The sequence below is a fragment of the Streptomyces sp. NPDC050743 genome, assembly GCF_044456925.1.
In the GTDB taxonomy this organism is placed as follows: domain Bacteria; phylum Actinomycetota; class Actinomycetes; order Streptomycetales; family Streptomycetaceae; genus Streptomyces.
In genome coordinates this window covers 1-16,743 of the sequence record NZ_JBITGJ010000124.1, presented here as the reverse complement: position 1 = coordinate 16,743, position 16,743 = coordinate 1, and the positions used below count along the sequence as shown (strand labels likewise).

Genomic DNA, 16,743 nt, shown 5'->3' with positions numbered 1-16,743 from the left:
GGTTGGAACCCGGACGGTGCCGAGGGCGTAAGACCACCCGAGCCGCCGGCTCCGGCGGCGGCCTGAGCCGTAAATCCCCGCACAGCCCTGAAGGGTGACCAATCCACTCCCTTCAGGGAGGGGAGCCTTCAAGTGTTCTCGTCGCCGGTGGCAAGGATGGTGCGGCTGGCCGCGAAGAGCCGGGCGCAGCGTTGTGTCATGGCTTCGGGTGACTGGTCGGGGTGGTTGACCCACCAGCGGACCAGGGCGGTGCACAGGCCTCGCCAGGCGTATTTGAGGGCGTCGGCGTCGAGCGGGTCGCTGGATCCTGTGGTGTGCAGGAGGTCGGCGGTGCCGGTCGCGGCGAGTTCGTCGATGGCGTCGCGGTAGTGGGCCGCGCGGTGGGCGGCGTCGCTGTCGGGCGGCAGCGTGGGGTCGTAGAGGACGAACCATGCCTCGCGCCGGCTGTCGAGGGCGGTGAACAGGGCGTGCAGCACGCGCAGGGGCGTGGGCGGCGCGCCGGCGTCCTGTTCGGCCATCGCGGCGCGGATGGCGGCCAGCAGTCGGTCGCCGACCGGGTTGAGGCAGGCGAGGTAGAGGTCCTGCTTGCTGCCGAAGTACTGGTGCAGGAGTGGTTTGGTGACGCCGACGCGGGTGGCGATGGCCGCCACGGTGGTGGCCTCGTAGCCGTGGCGGCCGAACTCCTCGGTGGCCGCGGCCAGGACCTGTCGTTCGCGCGCGGCTCGGGGCACGCCCTTGGTGCCGGCCCTGGAGGAGAGCGTTGTCATGCGACCAGATCTTACCCTAGGGTAATTTACCGACGGGTAAATTCCTTGGACCCCGCTGGAGCGCGCCCATGCCTGCCACCGCGACCGACCCCCGCACCTCCCGCACCCGCTCCTGGTGGGGCTGGGGCTACGCCGACGCGCACCCCGACGACGCCGAATGCGCCGCGATGGGCGCCCTGCTGCCGGGCACCCTGCCCCGCCCGCTGCCGATACCCCGCATCGCCGACCTGCCCATCGGCCGCCCCGCCGCGACGCCCCCGCCCTCCCTGGCACACCTGGTCACCGCCGACCCGCAGGCGCGCGCCGCGCACGCCATGGGCAAGGCCTACCGCGACGTCATCCGGGCCCTGCGCGGCCGGCCCGGCCGGATCCCCGACCTCGTCGCCCGCCCGACCGACGACCAGGAGGTGGCCGACCTGCTGGACTGGGCCGGCGGGCACGGCGTGGCCGTCATCCCCTTCGGCGGCGGCTCCTCGGTGGTCGGCGGGGTGGAGTACCGCGGCGATGCCCACCACGCGGTCCTCTCACTCGACCTGACCGCGATGGACCGCGTCCTGGAGTTCGACACCACCAGCCGCTCGGCCCGCATCCAGGCCGGAGCCCTCGGCCCCGTGCTGGAAGACCAGTTGCGGGCCCACGGTCTGACCCTGCGCCACTTTCCGCAGAGCTTCGAGTTCTCCACCCTCGGCGGCTGGCTCGCCACCCGGGCCGGCGGCCACTACGCCACCGTCCGCACCCACATCGACGACTTCGTGCAGTCCCTGCACGTAGTCACGCCCGCAGGCTCCGGTACGTCCTGGCGCCTACCCGCATCCGGCGCCGGACCGTCGCCGGACCGCCTGTTCCTCGGTTCCGAGGGCGCACTCGGCGTCATCACCGAGGCGTGGATGCGCCTGCAGGAGCGCCCGCGATACAAGGCCTCGACGTCCGTGGCTTTCGCCGACTTCCACCAGGCGCTGGACGCGGTGCGTGCCATCGCCCAGTCCGACCTCGCCCCCGCCAACTGCCGCCTGCTCGACCCAGGGGAGGCGCTGCTGTCCGGCGCCTCCCACGACGGCTCCGCCGTCCTGGTCCTGGGCTTCGAATCCGGCACCGCTCCCGTCGACGACCGCCTCACGAGCGCCCTGGACCTGACCCGCGACCACGGCGGCCGCGGCAGGGCGCTGACGACGGACCGCGATGCCCCGGCCGACACGGCCGTCAGCGCCTGGCGTTCGGCGTTCCTCCGCATGCCCTACCTGCGCGACGGCCTGGCCCGCATGGGCGCCGTCATCGAGACCTTCGAGACCGCCGCCACCTGGGACAGGATTCCCGCCCTGATCGATGCCGTCCGCACCGGGGTCGGCGCCGCCGCCTTGAAGGCCACCGGACACCCGGCGACCATCAACTGCCGCCTGACCCACGTCTATCCGGACGGCGCCGCCCCCTACTTCACCGTGGCCGTCGCCGGCCGGCCCGGCGACGAGGTCGAGGTCTGGGACGACATCAAGGCCGCCGCGAGTGACGTCCTGCACCGCTACCGTGCCACCATCACCCACCACCACGCCGTCGGCCGCGACCACCGTCGCGGCTACGACCTCCAGCGCCCGGAGCCCTTCGCGCTGGCACTGCGCGCCGCCAAGGACGCCCTGGACCCCAACCGCATCCTCAACCCAGGCGTCCTGATCGACTGACAACACAGCGGCAGACGAGTCCCTGCGGTGTTCGCGGGGACTTCGCAGCCTGGGCGGGGCAACGCGGCACCCCGTCTCAGCCGTGGCGGCTGCCGTAGTCCGGGGGCGGCGGGGGGCGGAGGCGCGGCGCCGTCATCCGGCGGATCGGGACTCGGACGGAGGCGACCCGGTCACTTCTCCGGCGTGCCGTGCGCGCGTTGCTCGCCTGATCCGCGCACGATCAGCCGGGTGGGCACGGTGATGGTGCGAGCCCGGGACCGGTCGCCGTCGAGACGGGCCAGGGCGGTGATCGCCGCCGTTCTGCCGATCTCCTCGGGGTCCTGGGCGACGACGGTCAGGGCCGGTTCGAGTGCCTCGGCGAGCGATACGTCGTCGAAGGCGACCACGGCCACGTCCTTGCGCTTGCTGCGGGCGAGCTCGGCGACGATGCCCAGCGCCATGATGTTGTTGCCGGCGAACAGGGCCGTGGGGGGATCGGCCAGGTCGAGCAGCTTGGAGGTCGCGTCTTCGGCGCCCTGCTGGTCGTGTGCGCTGACGACCAGTGAGCGATCGTAGGGGATGTGGGCTTCCTGCAGGGCCGAGCGGTAGCCGGCCAGACGCTCGCGGCGGGTGTAGAGCTTGGTGGGAAGGTCGCCGACGAAGCCGATACGGCGGTGTCCGTGGGCGACGAGATGGGCGACGCCCTCGTGGGAGCCGTCACGGTTGGAGCTGACGACACTGTCCGTGGACAGGCCCGACCCGGGACGGTCCAGGAACACGACGGGCAGGCCATTCGCGCGGTGGGTCTTGAGGTGGGCGTGGTCGGCGCCGACGGACGGCACGACCATCAGGATGCTGACGCGGCGGGCCAGGAACTTGTCCGTCAGCGCGCGCTCGCGGTCGGCATCGTCCGCGGAGGAGCCCATGAGCAGGGTCAGTCCGCGGTCGCGGACGGTGTCCTCGATGCTCCTGGCGACAGTTCCGAAGAAGGGGTTGGCCAGGTCGGGGATGACCAGTCCGATGGTGGTGTCGGGTCCGCCGACGCGGATGTTGCGTGCCATGAGGTTCGGCTGGAAGCCGAGCTTGGCGACGGCGGCGAGAACCTGTTTCCTGGTCTCGGCCGAGGCGGGGCCGTCCTCGTTGAGGACGCGGGAGACGGTCTTGGCGCTGACGCCCACTTCTCGGGCGACGTCTGCCAGGGTCGGGCGGCGGTTCGCTGCCATGGAGGAAACGGTCTCCTGTGCTCGTCGGTTCCGGCCGCGGCCTCGGCCGGAACCTGTGAGTGTGTCGTCAGTTGGCCTGGACTCCCGCGGCCTTCGCCGCCTCGGAATCCGCTACGACAGTACCCCCGGCCTCGTCCAGCGTGAGAGCGCCGGTCATGATCGCGACGACCTCCGCCATGGAGTAGTCGGAGGGCTTGATCACAGCAGCCCGGCGGCCCAGCCGGTGGACGTGGATCCGGTCGGCGATCTCGAAGACGTGCGGCATGTTGTGGCTGATCAGGACCACCGGCATGCCCTTGTCGCGGACGCGGCGGATCAGGTCCAGCACCTGACCGGACTCCTTGACGCCCAGCGCGGCGGTGGGTTCGTCCATGACGACGACGCTGCTGGCCCAGGCGACGGAACGGGCGACCGCGACTGCCTGCCGCTGTCCGCCGGAGAGGGTCTCGACCGCCTGGGTGAGCGAGCGCAGACCGATCTTCAGGTCGGCCATGTGCTCGGCGGCCTCCTGCCGCATGCGCTTCTTGTCCAGCATGCGGAAGACACTGCCGAGGACGCCGGGGCGGCGTAGCTCGCGCCCGAGGAACATGTTCGAGGCGATGTCCATGGAGGCGGCCACGGCGAGGTCCTGGTAGACGGTCTCGATGCCGTGGGCGCGTGCGCTCTGCGGTCCGGAGAACGTGATGGGCTTGCCGCCCAGTCGTATCTCGCCCGCGTCGGGGACGAGCGCGCCGGTCAGCGCCTTGATCAGGCTCGTCTTGCCGGCGCCGTTGTCGCCGATGACGGCGAGGACCTCGCCGGGCAGCAGGTCGAAGTCGGCGCCGTCGATCGCGGTGACGTGGCCGTAGCGTTTGACCAGGCCGCGGGCCTGCAGCACGGGGGTGGGGGAGGAGGTGGCGGTCATCGGGCCTTCTTCCGGGAGATCTGGTCGACGGTCACCGCGAGGATCACCAGGACTCCGGTGATCAGCGTCTGGTAGATGGAGGCGACGCCCATCAGCTGCAGGCCGTTGCGGAAGACGCCGACGATGAGGACGCCGATGAAGGTGCCCAGGACCGAGCCGCGTCCGCCGAAGAGGCTGGTGCCGCCGAGGACCACGGCGGTGATGCTGTCGAGGTTGTCGGTCTGGCCGGCCTGGGGGTCGCCCACCCCGGTGCGGGAGATGAGCAGCAGGGCGGCGATGCCGTACAGCAGACCCGCGACGGTGTAGATGCCGATGGTCAGGCGCGAGGTGCGGATGCCGTTCAGGCGCGCCGCTTCCTGGCTGTTGCCCAGGGCGTACACGTGCCGGCCCCAGCCGGTGCTGCTCAGCGCGTAGGCGAGGAGCAGGAACAGGGCGATGGTGACCAGGGAGCCGTAGGTGATGTCGGTGTGGCCGAGGGGGAACGTCTCTCCCAGGGCCGTCAGCGGGCCGGGCAGGCTGGTGATCGTCTGTTCCTCGGAGTAGATGTGGGTCAGCGCGAACGCCACGTTGAGCATGCCGAGGGTGACGATGAACGGCGGCAGCGGGATCTTCTGCACCAACAGCCCGTTGAGCAGGCCGAATCCGGCGCACACGGCGATGCCCAGAGCGATGGCGACGAGCGGGGGCAGGGAGCCCTGGGCGGCCATCTTGGCGATCACGATGCTGCCGAAGGCCATCACGGCACCGCACGACAGGTCGATGCCCGCCGTGAGGATGATCAGGGTCTGGCCGATGGCGAGGGTGCCGACGACCATGACCTGCTGCACGATCAGCGAGAAGTTGCCGCCGGTGAGGAACTGGTCGGTCGAGAGAGAGAAGAAGGCGCAGGCGAGGAGGAGAGCGACCAAGGGGCCGGTGGTCGGCGCCGTGAGCAGTCTGCGGGCCGTGGTCGGCGCCTTGAGCTCGGCGTACGGCGTGGTCGTGGCTGTCATGCGAAGTCCTTGTCGGAAGACCGAAGTCCTTGTGTCCGTCGTTGCCGACGGACCAGGGGACGAGGGGGCGGCCGTCCCCGGTCGGGGAGGAGGGGCCGGCCGCCCCGCCGGGGGCAGGGGCGTCGTACGGTTCTGCCGGCGGCTCAGCCCCAGCAGTTCTGCAGGCCGAACGCGGTGTCCTTGGACGTGACGCCGGCCTGCGCCTTGTCGGTGATGAGGTTGACGCCCGTGTCGGTGTAACCCGACGCCTTCTTGCCGCCCTTGGCGTACGTCACCACGGCCTTGACACCCTCGTCGGCCATCTTCAGCGGGTACTGCTGGGAGGTGGCGCCGATCTTGCCGTCCTTGACCGCCTGGGTCCCGGTGCAACCGCCGTCGACGGAGACGATCAGCACGTCCTTCTCCCGGCCCTTGGCCTTGAGCGCGGTGTACGCGCCCAGCGCGGCGGGTTCGTTGATGGTGTAGACGAGGTTGATGCCGGGGTCCTTCTGGAGGCAGTTCTCCATGGCGGTCTGGCCCTTGGCCTGGTCGCCGCCGGTGTCCTGGGAGCAGACGATCGACTTGTCCTGCGCGCCGATGCCGAAGCCCTTGAGGAAGCCGTTGTGCCGCTGCACGCCCACGGAGACACCGGGCGCGAGGTCGAGGGTGGCTATCTTCGCCGTCTTGCCCTTCATGGCGGCCTTGGCGTACTCGCCGATCAGCTTGCCGGCGTTGAGGTTGTCCGTGGCGAAGAGGGCGTCGACCGCGCTCTCCGGCTCGGTCGGGGTGTCCAGGGCGATGACCAGGACGCCCTTGGCGCGGGCCTTCGCGATCGCGGGCACGATGGCCTTGGAGTCGCTCGGGGTGATCAGGATGCCCTTCACGCCGGAGGCGACCATGTTCTCGATGGCCGTGACCTGACCGGCGTTGTCCCCGTCGAACTTGCCTGCTGCGGTGAGCAGTTGAGCGCCGTTCTCCTTGGCGGCCTTCTCCGCGCCCTCCTTCATCTTCACGAAGAACGGGTTGGTGTCGGTCTTGGTGATCAGACCGACCTTGACACTGCCCGAACCGGCGCTGGTCGAACTCGATCCGGAGCCGGATCCGCAGGCCGTCAGGGTGAGGGCCGCGACGCCCGTGACCGCGGCGGCTCTGAGGACGGAGGAGGACAGGCGAGTGGTGCGAGACATGATCGACTCCTGTGGGATAGCGAGCGGCGCGGGGTGGGGCTCAAAGCGTCATCCGGAGTGTCATCGTTGACTTATGTCATCGTTGACACCGCCTGGCGAGGATGATGGACTCCGGATCCTGGCAACGTCAATGCCTTCCACTCGTCACAAATCGGCAACGTCCGTGACCGCCGGTCGCACGCAGCCGATCGGCCGCCATGCCGCGACGCGCCCTGTGCACCCGTACTTTCCGAGAGAAGAGCAGCCCATGAGCCCGCGTCAGATCACCGTCCTGGGGGAGTGCGTCGCCGACGCCTTCACCGAACCGGCAGCCGCCTCGACCGAACTCGCGCTACGGGTGCTGCCGGGCGGCGGACCTGCGAATACGGCGGTTGCCCTGGCCCGGCTGGGCACCCCGGCCCGCTTCCTGGTCCGGCTGTCCGGCGATGTGTTCGGCCGCCTGTTCCGGGCCCGGCTGGAGGCGTCCGGCGTGGACCTGTCGCATGCCGTCGCGGCCGCCGAGCCCAGCACTCTCGCTGTGGCGGAGCTCGACGCCCAGGGGCAGGCCGCGTTCTCCTTCCACGCACAGAACACGGCCGACTGGCAGTGGACGGCCGAGGAGTTGGCGCGGGTGGATCTGTCGAAGACCGCCTGCGTGCACACCGGTTCCCTGGCCCTGGTCCGGAAGCCCGGTGCGCCGGTGGTGGAGGATTTCCTTGCGGCCGCCGCCCCTGAAGCGACCATCAGCATCGACCCCAACGTCCGGCCGCTGCTGGTGCACCCCGACGTCTACCGTGCCCGGCTGGCGCACTGGTGCGGCCTCGCCGACGTGCTGCGGCTGAGCGAGGACGACCTGGAACTGCTGCTGCCGGGCACCCCGCCCGAGCAGGCCTGCGACATCTGGCACGCGGCCGGTGCGCGGCTCGTCGTGATCACACGCGGTGCCGAAGGCGCCTTGGCCTCGCTCGACGGCGAACGGCTTCAGGTGCCCGCCGTGCCGACAGACGTCGCCGACACGGTCGGGGCGGGGGACTCCTTCACCGCCGGGCTGCTGCACCACCTCGGCGCCCGCGGACTCCTTGGCGGCCGGCTGACGGAACTCCGCCTCGACGACGTCGCGGAAGCCTGTCTGTTCGCCGCCCGCGTCGCGGCCCTGACCTGCTCGGTTGCCGGTCCCAACCCGCCGTGGCGGAGCCAGTTGGAGCAGCTCGCCACGGCTGATCGCACCTGACGGGCATGCGAGCTGCGTAGCGGGACACGAGGGCCCGCACCGTTGACGCACCGGCCGGATTGCGTCCATCATCAGGCCACTCGATGTCATCGATGACACAAGTCAACGTTGACATCGCCTTCTCGGTGCTGTGGACGACGCCGAGAAGGCCTCACTCTTCGGTGGGTCCGCGCCGGGCAGCAGGTTCCGCTGCGCGGACGGCCGCAACACAGGAGACATCATGAGCTCTGGACGTGTATCCCGGCACGCCCGCACCCGGATGATCGCGGCGGTGGCGACCGTCTGCGCCCTGTCCGCCACCCCGCTGGCCCCCCGGGCCCTCGCCGCCGACACCCCGCCGTACTCCGAGACCTACCGGCCCCAGTTCCACTTCACCCCGGAGAAGAACTGGATGAACGACCCCAACGGCCTCGTGTACTACAAGGGCGAGTACCACCTCTTCTACCAGTACAACCCCAACGGCAACTCGTGGGGCGACATGTCCTGGGGGCACGCGGTGAGCACCGACCTCGTGCACTGGAAGCAACTGCCGCTCGCCCTGCCGTACGACGACAAGGAGATGGTGTTCTCCGGCAGCGCGGTCGTCGACTGGAACAACACCACCGGGTTCGGCACGAAGGAGAACCCGCCCATGGTGGCGATCTACACCAGCTACCACAAGGACACGGGCGTACAGGCGCAGTCGATCGCCTACAGCACCGACCGCGGCCGCACCTGGACCAAGTACCAGGGCAATCCCGTCCTGGACATCGGCTCCAGGGAATTCCGCGACCCCAAGGTCCAGTGGTACGCGCCGACCAAGAGCTGGCTGATGACGGTCTCGCTGTCCACCGAGCACAAGGTGCGGTTCTACTCGTCCAAAAACCTCAAGGACTGGCAGCCGCTCAGCGAGTTCGGGCCGGCCGGTGCGACGGGCGGCGTCTGGGAGTGCCCCGACCTGTTCCCGCTCGCGGTCGACGGGAACAAGCAGACGATCAAGTGGGTCCTGGTCGTCAACATCAACCCCGGTGGCGTCACCGGCGGTTCGGGCGCCCAATACTTCGTCGGCGACTTCGACGGCAAGAAGTTCACCGCCGACGACAAGGGCACGTACACCCCGCCCACCGGCACGGTGATGCAGGACTTCGAGGGCCCCGGCTTCGGCACGTGGACGACCACCGGCACGGCGTTCGGCGACGCACCGGCGGCCGGTGCGGTGGACGGACAGGGGACGGTCACCGGCTTCGACGGGACGGGCCTCGCCAACAGCTTCCACGGCGGGGACGGCGCCACCGGCATCCTCACCTCGCCCGAGTTCACCGTCGACAGCAGCTACCTGAACTTCAAGCTCGGCGGCGGCCGGCACCCGCACCAGGCAGGGACGGTCCTGGAGCAGTCAGGCCCGCCCGCGGGGACGGTCCTCGCCGACTTCGAAGGCGGCTCATACGGCGACTGGGCGACGACCGGAGACGCCTTCGGCTCGGCACCGGCCACCGGCACCCTCCCCAACCAGCAGGAAGTCTCCGGCTATCTCGGCAGCGGCCTGGTCAACACCTTCCTGAACGGCGACTCCACCACCGGCACCCTCACCTCGCCGGAATTCACCGTCGACAAGGACTACGTCAACTTCCTCGTCGGCGGCGGCAACCACCCCGTCGGCTCCGCCAACCCCACCGCCGTCGAACTCCTCGTCGACGGCCAGGTGGTGCGCAGCACGACCGGAAAGGACGCCGAGGCCCTCAACTGGGCCTCCTGGGACGTCAAAGACCTCGCCGGCAAGAAGGCGCAGATCAGAATCGTCGACGACAACACCGGCGGCTGGGGCCACATCAACGTCGACCACATCATGCTGTCCGACACCAAGGCCCGGCCCGTCTCCCAGGAGACGTCCGTCAACCTGGTCGTCGACGGCAAGGTGGCCGGCAGCGCCACCGGTTCCAACAGCGAGACCCTGGACTGGGCCTCCTTCGACCTGCGTCCCTACGCGGGCAAGAAGGCGCGGATCCAGATCGTCGACATGAACACCTCCGGCTGGGGCCACATCCTGGCCGACCAGTTCACCGCCGCCGACGCCCCCGCCAAGTCCGTGGTACAGCGCGCCGACTGGGCCGACTACGGCAAGGACTACTACGCGGCCGTGTCATGGGACAACGTGCCGGGCGACAAGCGCTACATGATCGGCTGGATGAACGACTGGGAGTACGGCGGCTCCATCCCCACCTCCCCCTGGCGCAGCGCGCAGAGCGTCCCCCGGCAGATGGCCCTGCGCACCGTCGACGGCCGCATCCGCCTGACCAGCGAACCGGTCGACAACCTGACGTCCCTGCGGCAGGACCACCCGGCGACCGCGTCCGACATCACCGTCAAGAACACCTCACAGCCCCTGATCGGCCCCGCGGCCGAGGGCAAGGCGCTCGACATCGAGGCGGCCTTCACCCTCAAGGACGCCGCACGCTTCGGCCTGAAGGTGCGCACCGGCGCCGGGGGAGAGGAGACCGTCATCGGCTACGACACCACGACCCAGGAGCTCTACGTCGACCGCACCAACTCCGGCACCGCGGACTTCAACGACGCCTTCCCGGGCGTCCAGCGAGCGCCCCTGAATGCCAGGAACGGCAAGGTGAAGCTGCGCATCCTCCTCGACTGGTCGTCCGTCGAGGTCTTCGGCGGCAACGGCGAGGCCGTGATCACCGACCAGATCTTCCCCGACCCGGCCGCCCAGGGAGTGCAGGTCTTCGCCGAGAACGGCTCGGTGAAGCTGGACCAGGCCGACGTCTGGCACCTGAACTCCTACCGCGACTGACCCCGACCCCAGAGGACACCACACCGTGAACAAGACCCTGCTCGCCGAGTTCACCGCCCGCGAGGGAGCGGAAGACGAGGTCGCCCGCCTGATCCTGGAGTACGCCAAGAAGGTGCGCGAGGAAGAGGGCAACCTCGCCTTCGACGTCTACACCAAGGCGTCCGCCCCGCGCGCCTACTGGATCTTCGAGGTGTACCGCGACGAGGACGCGTTCCAGGCACACCTGAGAGCCCCTTACGGCGGCCCGTTCAACACCGCACTGGCCCCACTGATCGAGGAGGACGCCTCGGTGCTGACCTTCCTCGACCCGGTGACCTGACGTCCGTCATCCGCTGACCCGACATCCGCCGGGCCCGCTCTGCGGGCCTGGCCTTCACCGTGCACGTGTACGTCGCTGAACGAGGGCCTGTTGCCCTGGTGGGCGGCCCACGGTTCAGGGAGAAGGTGCGGTGCAGGGTGCGGTGAATGTCGGTTCCCCTCGATCCGAACCGGTGACCAAGAGGTTCCGGTTCTCTGGGACAGAGCCACACGCGGGGGAGTGCGGTCGATGTGTGGCGCGGCACTGCGGCCCGGTGCCCAGCGGGTCTCAGTCCTCGATCTGTGAGCGGAGGCGGCGGGAGGGGGTGAAGGCGTAGAGGTCGAGGATGCCGGGCGGTTCGGCCAGGCCCGGGCCACCGCCCCCGACCCACGCGGTGATGTCGGCAGTGGCATCGGGATCGTTGACCAGGCCGAGCCAGACCGGGCGGCCGCCGGCCCGGCGGCCCGCGGCGGAGGGCTGGACGACGATGACGTTGGCGTGTTCGCACGCGTCCAGGCAGTTGACGGGACGCACGCGGGCCACGCCGGACAGCGCCTTGCGCAGATCGGCGAGTTGGGCGGCGTGATCCAGGTTCGGGATCTTCGGAGTGCCGCAGCAGCAGCCCCGGCAGACGGTGACCGTGCAGCGGTCCGCGGCCTCGGCGCCGGAAGCGGTGGTGTGTCGGGCGCGGCGGCTCACCGGTCACCCTCCGCGCGGGCTCGGGCCCAGGCGGTCTCGCGCAGCAGGCGCAGCCCGTTGAGGCCGACGATGACGGTCGACCCCTCGTGGCCGAGGACGCCCAGGGGCAGCGGCAGGGTGGCGGTCAGGTCCCAGACGGCCAGGCCCGAGATGAAGACGGCGGCGATGACCAGGTTCTGCACGACCAGGCGGCGCGCCCGGCGTGAGAGGGCCATCACGGTGGGTACGGTGGCGAGTTCGTCGCGGACGATCACCGCGTCGGCGGTCTCCAGGGCGAGGTCCGAACCCGCCCGGCCCATGGCCACACCGGTGTGGGCGGCGGCGAGCGCGGGAGCGTCGTTGACCCCGTCGCCGACCACCAGCACCTTGCGGCCGGCTCGTTCCTGTTCCCGGACCGCGGCCACCTTGGCCTGCGGCAGCAGTCCGGCCCGCACGTCGGTGATGCCGACCTCGGTGGCCAGGCGGGCGGCGGCGCGCGGGTTGTCCCCGGTGACCAGCATCGGCGCGGTGCCCGTGAGGGCGGTCAGGGAGGCGACGGTGCCGGCGGCGTCCGGGCGCAGCCGGTCGGCGATGCCGAGCACCCCGGCCCGGACACCGTCGACCACCACCAGCACCGCCGTACGCCCGGCGTCCTCCAGGCCGGCCGCGACGGCCGCGGCCCGGGCGGCGGGCGCATCCTGCACACCGGCAGACGGCCGGGCCGGCGCGCCCACGGCGACCGTGCGGCCGCGGACGGTGGCCGTCACCCCGACACCAGGGGTGGAGGCGAAGTCCTCCGCGACGGGCGGAGTGAGGCCGCGGCTGCGGGCGGCTTCCACGATGGCGCGGGCCAGCGGGTGCTCGCTGGGGTGCTCGGCCGCCGCCGCAAGGGACAGCAGCTCGTCCTCGGTGAGGCCGGAGCCGGTCAGCGGCCGGACGTCGGTCACCCGCGGGGTGCCCTCGGTCAGGGTGCCGGTCTTGTCCAGGGCGACCGCGTCGACCTGGCCGAGGCGTTCCATCACCACGGCGGACTTCACCAGCACGCCGTGCCGCCCGGCGTTGGCGATCGCCGACAGCAGCGGAGGCATGGTCGCCAGTACCACCGCGCAGGGCGAGGCGACGATCATGAAGGTCATCGCCCGCAGCAGCGAGCCGGTCAGCGCGGCGCCGAACGCGAGCGGCACCGCGAACACGGCCAGCGTGGCCGCCACCATGCCGATCGAGTAGCGCTGTTCGACCTTCTCGATGAACAACTGGGTCGGCGCCTTGGTCTGCGACGCCTCCTGGACCATCTGCACGATGCGGGCGATCACCGAGTCCGAGGCGTCCCGCTCGACCTTGATCCGCAGGGCGCCGGTGCCGTTGACCGTGCCCGCGAACACCTCGTCGCCCGGCTCCTTGGCCACGGGCAGCGGCTCGCCGGTGATGGTGGCCTGGTCGACCTCGCTCGCCCCCTCCAGCACGCGGCCGTCGGCACCGATCCGCTCGCCGGGCCGCACCCGGACCGTGTCCCCGACGGCCAGTTCGGCGGTGGGCACGCTCTCTTCGGTGCCGTCGTCGAGGAGGCGGGCCGCGGTGGCGGGGGCCAGGTCGAGCAGGCCGCGCACCGAGTCGGCGGTGCGCGCGGTGGCCAGGGCCTCCAGCGCGCCGGAGGTCGCGAAGATGACGATCAGCAGGGCGCCGTCCATCACCTGCCCGACGGCAGCGGCTCCCAGCGCGGCCACGATCATCAGCAGGTCGACGTCGAGGGTCTTCTCCCGCAGCGCCAGCAGCCCGGCCCGGGCCGGCTCCCAGCCGCCGGCCGCGTAGGCCAGTGCGTACACCGAGCCCCACGTCCAGGCGGGCGCGCCGGTCAGCTGCAGCGGCAGTGCGAGCAGGAACAGCACCGTGGCCGCTGCCGCCCAGCGGGCCTCGGGCAGCGCGAAGACCCGGGTCCGCCGCTGTGGGGCGGCCTCCGGGGGCGCGGCCGAGGCCGGCGCGGGGCGCTCGGTCAGGGTGGAAGACATACGGCATGGACCCTTCGGCAGGGCGGGCGTGCTTACTCGCCCACCATACAGGTACATATGAAGACCTCTTCAAGTGTGGCTTGTATGATGGCCCCCATGGGCCATGGAGCAGCTCCCGCGAAGAACCTCGTCCCGCACACCCGCCTGGACGCGGAGAGCGCCGCCCGCGTGGCGACCACCCTCCAGGCGCTCGCCACCCCCTCCCGGCTGCTGATCCTCTCCCGCCTGCGCGAAGGCCCCTGCGCCGCGACCGAACTGGCCGCCGAGGTCGGCATGGAGCAGTCCGCCTGCTCCCACCAGCTGCGCCTGCTGCGCAACCTCGGCCTCGTCGTGGGCAGGCGCCAGGGCCGCTCGGTGATCTACGCGCTCTACGACAACCACGTCGCCGAACTCCTCGACCAGGCCGTCTACCACATCGAGCACCAGCGCCTCGGGCTGAGCGACGCCCCCGAGCCGGACGCGGTGGAAGCGGCCGCGCCCGGCAGCACCGACTGACGGCCGCAGCGCAGACATCGTGCGCGGCTGCCTGACCCTCGGACACGCACCACACCGCCTTCGCGCCGCTTCGGAGCGACGACTCCTCAGCCATGGGGGAAACGAAGCTGAGGAACCATCCCTAGTTGTGCCATCTCATGACATTGGCTCCTCGCTGTCAGGTTTGGCGGGCGTAGGACGTGAGGCGATCGGCGAGCGCGGTGACGAGGTCGCGCAGTTCAGCGGGGCGCTCGATGACGAACGGCCGGTCGAGTGAGGCGAGTACTGGAGGCAACCAGTCGAGCCGCTCCGCCCGCAGCTCGACGCGCAGCCAGCGCTCGGTCGCCCGGTCCTGACCGGCCGCGGGCTCCTGTTCCTCCAGGCTCGCGATGCTGGCGGGCAGGTGGACGCGGATTTGCTCAACGGTCCCGTGGATCCGCAAGGTCACCTCATGCCGGTACTCAGCCGTGGCGAACGCTGACAACACGCGCTGTGCTGGACCGGGACCCGGGGGCGCTTCGAATGAGCCGGGCAGGGTCCGCGCGTCTGCGATGCGATCGAGCCGGAAGATTCGGTCCTCGCCGATCTGGGCGTCCTCGCCCGTGACGTACCACCGGCCCGCATGGGCGACGATCCCGTACGCGTGCAGTGTGCGTTCGCTGCGCCGTCCGTCGCGGTCGGTGTAGCGGATCGAGACCGGTCGGCGGTGGCGCACCGCATCGGCGACGGTGAGCAGGAGCCCGGCGTCCGGGGTGTCGAAGTCTCCGGGCTGTTCCGTGAAGGCGAGGGATTCCAGGACTGTGTCGAGCCGGCGGGCGATGTGCTTGGGCAGCACCCGCCGGATCTTCGCCGATGCCGTCTCGTTCGCCGTGCGCTCCGTCGTCGTCAGCCCTGCTCGGCGGCCGGCGACCAGGCCGAGCAGCACGGCCAGCGCCTCGTCGTCGCTGAGCATGAGCGGAGGCAAGCGATACCCGGGAGCGAGCCGGTACCCGCCGTAGCGGCCGCGCACCGATTCCACGGGCACATCCAGGTCGATCAGCTGGTCCACATACCGCCGCACGGTGCGCCCTTCGACGCCGAGACGGTCGGCGAGCTCGGCCACAGTCCGGGTGCCGCCCGACTGCAGCAGCTCCAAGAGTGTCAGCACGCGGCCGGTGGGTCGTGGCATGTTCGCAGCCTACCGCGAATACAGGACCGATTCTGTCCACTATTTCTCCTAGCCTGCGACGTGTACGCCTCCAGCACAGCCAAGGAGACTCCCATGGACTTCGTCTCGATCCGCATCATCACCAACGACGTCGCACGCCTCGTCGAGTTCTACAAGCGAGCCACAGGGGCGCGGGCGACGTGGGCCACCGAAGACTTCGCCGAACTCAAGACCGCGGGCGCAACCCTCGCGATCGCCTCCATCCGCACCGTCCCGCTGTTCGCCCCGGGCTCTGCCCGCCCGGCGGACAACCACAGCGTGATCACCGAGTTCCTCGTCGACGACGTGGACCGCGTTCACCAGAACCTGACCGGCTTCGTCACCGACTTCGTCAACGAGCCCACCACGATGCCCTGGGGCAACCGATCGCTGCTGTTCCGCGACCCCGACGGCAACCTCGTCAACTTCTTCACCCCCGTCACCCCAGCGGCCATCGAAAAGTTCGCACGCTGACGCCACGCACAGCCGCTCACGCGGGAGCCCCGAGATCCAAGGGCTCCCGATGAACGCAGCCCCCCGAGTCCAGGAACGCCATTCAGCAGGGCACATCGGAACGCACCGCTGACCCTCGAAGGACGCCTCCGCTTGTGTCCGCGGATCGACGCCGGACGTCCGATCGCACGTCGCTGCCGAAGCCGGGATCTCCCGCCGCTGCCTGGCCAAGTGGTACGCCCGCTGGCGCGCGCGGCGAGAACGGACTACTCAACCGCTCCTCCCGCCCCTCCACCAGCCCCGCCCGCACCCCCGAGGACATCGCTGACCTGGTGGAGGCGCTGCGGCGGCAGACCAAGCACGAGCCGGCCCGGCTCGCCGCCGACCTACAGCGGCTGCACGGCGTCACACTCGCGCCCGCGACCGTTCACCGCATCCTGGTGAGGCGAGGACGTGGGCCGGCTCCGGGACCTCGACCCACCGACCGGCGAGCAGCTGCGCGAGGTCATCCGCTACGAGCACGACCGGGTCGGCGACCTGCTCCACGTCGACGTCAAGCTGGACGGCACCGACCACGTCAGCCACAAGGGACAGGGCAGCACGATCCGCCGCTCCATCATCTGGCGGAGACAGGCACACTGCCGATATTCGCTTGCGCTCCCTCGTCACTAGGGTCAACGTCGCGTGTCACCTGACGAAGGCAGAGAGAATGACCACGCAGACCCATCCCGTCGACCACGAGCTCATCCAGGCAGCGGCGCACGTTGCTCGCACTCGCTGCCGGGGCGACAACCACACCATGGCGGCCGCGGCCCGCGCCCTGGACGGCCGGATCGTCACTGCGGTGAACGCCTACCACTTCACCGGGTTCCTCCGAGGATGCCCCGGCCTTCAGGCCGGGGAGGAATCGGACTCCTGCGGAGCAGGGCAGGGATAGCCGGATCGCCGTCAG

The 16,743-nt window shown here is 70.6% G+C and carries 15 protein-coding genes and 2 pseudogenes; 9 read left to right on the top strand and 8 right to left on the bottom strand.

The genetic code is table 11. The features are described from left to right. Window positions 1-128 precede the first annotated feature (128 nt). A complete protein-coding gene (locus ACIBJF_RS46325) occupies window positions 129-767 on the bottom strand; it encodes a TetR/AcrR family transcriptional regulator (protein ID WP_399183602.1) in 639 nt (212 codons plus the stop codon). Window positions 768-835: 68 nt separating this feature from the next. On the opposite strand from ACIBJF_RS46325, the gene ACIBJF_RS46320 reads away from it, so the two are divergent. After that, window positions 836-2,440, top strand: a complete 1,605-nt coding sequence (locus ACIBJF_RS46320) for an FAD-binding oxidoreductase (RefSeq protein WP_399183600.1) — start codon at window positions 836-838, stop codon at window positions 2,438-2,440. A 170-nt stretch (window positions 2,441-2,610) separates the two neighbouring features. On the opposite strand, the gene ACIBJF_RS46315 is transcribed toward ACIBJF_RS46320, so the two are convergent. The 4 genes from ACIBJF_RS46315 to ACIBJF_RS46300 form a co-directional block, all read right to left on the bottom strand. Further along, window positions 2,611-3,642 (bottom strand): LacI family DNA-binding transcriptional regulator, encoded by a 1,032-nt coding sequence (locus tag ACIBJF_RS46315; RefSeq protein ID WP_399183598.1) that lies wholly within the window; start codon window positions 3,640-3,642, stop codon window positions 2,611-2,613. Between the two features lie 67 nt (window positions 3,643-3,709). Beyond that, on the bottom strand, window positions 3,710-4,546 hold the full coding sequence (locus ACIBJF_RS46310; protein ID WP_399183596.1) for an ATP-binding cassette domain-containing protein: 837 nt from the start codon (window positions 4,544-4,546) through the stop codon (window positions 3,710-3,712). Further along, window positions 4,543-5,538 carry an ABC transporter permease gene (locus ACIBJF_RS46305; RefSeq protein WP_351808248.1) on the bottom strand — a complete coding sequence of 332 codons (996 nt, stop codon included), beginning with the start codon at window positions 5,536-5,538 and terminating at the stop codon, window positions 4,543-4,545. Before ACIBJF_RS46305 ends, ACIBJF_RS46310 begins: the two co-directional genes overlap by 4 nt. Window positions 5,539-5,681: 143 nt before the next feature. Beyond that, a complete protein-coding gene (locus tag ACIBJF_RS46300; protein WP_399183594.1) occupies window positions 5,682-6,704 on the bottom strand; it encodes a sugar ABC transporter substrate-binding protein in 1,023 nt (340 codons plus the stop codon). A 247-nt stretch (window positions 6,705-6,951) separates the two neighbouring features. Here ACIBJF_RS46300 and ACIBJF_RS46295 point away from each other — a divergent pair, with 247 nt between their 5' ends. The 3 genes from ACIBJF_RS46295 to ACIBJF_RS46285 all read left to right on the top strand — a co-directional run bounded on the left by ACIBJF_RS46295 (window position 6,952) and on the right by ACIBJF_RS46285 (window position 11,015). Then, complete coding sequence (locus ACIBJF_RS46295; protein ID WP_399183592.1) at window positions 6,952-7,914, top strand: carbohydrate kinase; 963 nt, start codon at window positions 6,952-6,954, stop codon at window positions 7,912-7,914. A 220-nt stretch (window positions 7,915-8,134) separates the two neighbouring features. Continuing rightward, window positions 8,135-10,696, top strand: a complete 2,562-nt coding sequence (locus tag ACIBJF_RS46290) for a GH32 C-terminal domain-containing protein (RefSeq protein ID WP_399183590.1) — start codon at window positions 8,135-8,137, stop codon at window positions 10,694-10,696. 25 nt (window positions 10,697-10,721) lie between these two features. After that, complete coding sequence (locus tag ACIBJF_RS46285; RefSeq protein WP_399183588.1) at window positions 10,722-11,015, top strand: putative quinol monooxygenase; 294 nt, start codon at window positions 10,722-10,724, stop codon at window positions 11,013-11,015. Between the two features lie 267 nt (window positions 11,016-11,282). On the opposite strand, the gene ACIBJF_RS46280 is transcribed toward ACIBJF_RS46285, so the two are convergent. Beyond that, window positions 11,283-11,693, bottom strand: coding sequence for a (2Fe-2S) ferredoxin domain-containing protein (locus tag ACIBJF_RS46280; RefSeq protein ID WP_399183586.1), 411 nt, complete (start codon window positions 11,691-11,693; stop codon window positions 11,283-11,285). Further along, window positions 11,690-13,678, bottom strand: coding sequence for a heavy metal translocating P-type ATPase (locus ACIBJF_RS46275; protein WP_399183584.1), 1,989 nt, complete (start codon window positions 13,676-13,678; stop codon window positions 11,690-11,692). The genes ACIBJF_RS46280 and ACIBJF_RS46275 overlap by 4 nt, the downstream gene beginning before the upstream one ends. A gap of 96 nt (window positions 13,679-13,774) precedes the next feature. Here ACIBJF_RS46275 and ACIBJF_RS46270 point away from each other — a divergent pair, with 96 nt between their 5' ends. Beyond that, complete coding sequence (locus ACIBJF_RS46270) at window positions 13,775-14,173, top strand: ArsR/SmtB family transcription factor (RefSeq protein ID WP_399183582.1); 399 nt, start codon at window positions 13,775-13,777, stop codon at window positions 14,171-14,173. 157 nt (window positions 14,174-14,330) lie between these two features. On the opposite strand, the gene ACIBJF_RS46265 is transcribed toward ACIBJF_RS46270, so the two are convergent. After that, window positions 14,331-15,320, bottom strand: a complete 990-nt coding sequence (locus ACIBJF_RS46265) for a helix-turn-helix transcriptional regulator (RefSeq protein WP_399183580.1) — start codon at window positions 15,318-15,320, stop codon at window positions 14,331-14,333. A gap of 93 nt (window positions 15,321-15,413) precedes the next feature. Between ACIBJF_RS46265 and ACIBJF_RS46260 the strand changes: the two genes are divergently transcribed. The 4 genes and pseudogenes from ACIBJF_RS46260 to ACIBJF_RS46245 form a co-directional block, all read left to right on the top strand. Continuing rightward, window positions 15,414-15,812 carry a VOC family protein gene (locus ACIBJF_RS46260; RefSeq protein WP_399183578.1) on the top strand — a complete coding sequence of 133 codons (399 nt, stop codon included), beginning with the start codon at window positions 15,414-15,416 and terminating at the stop codon, window positions 15,810-15,812. Window positions 15,813-15,946: 134 nt separating this feature from the next. Next, a pseudogene (locus ACIBJF_RS46255) lies at window positions 15,947-16,219 on the top strand (hypothetical protein); the annotation flags it as partial. Window positions 16,220-16,244: 25 nt separating this feature from the next. Next, entirely contained in the window at window positions 16,245-16,463 is a 219-nt protein-coding gene (locus tag ACIBJF_RS46250; protein ID WP_399183604.1) for a hypothetical protein, read from the top strand. Window positions 16,464-16,500: 37 nt separating this feature from the next. Next, window positions 16,501-16,659, top strand: a pseudogene (locus ACIBJF_RS46245) (cytidine deaminase); the annotation flags it as partial. Between the last annotated feature and the right edge of the window lie 84 nt (window positions 16,660-16,743).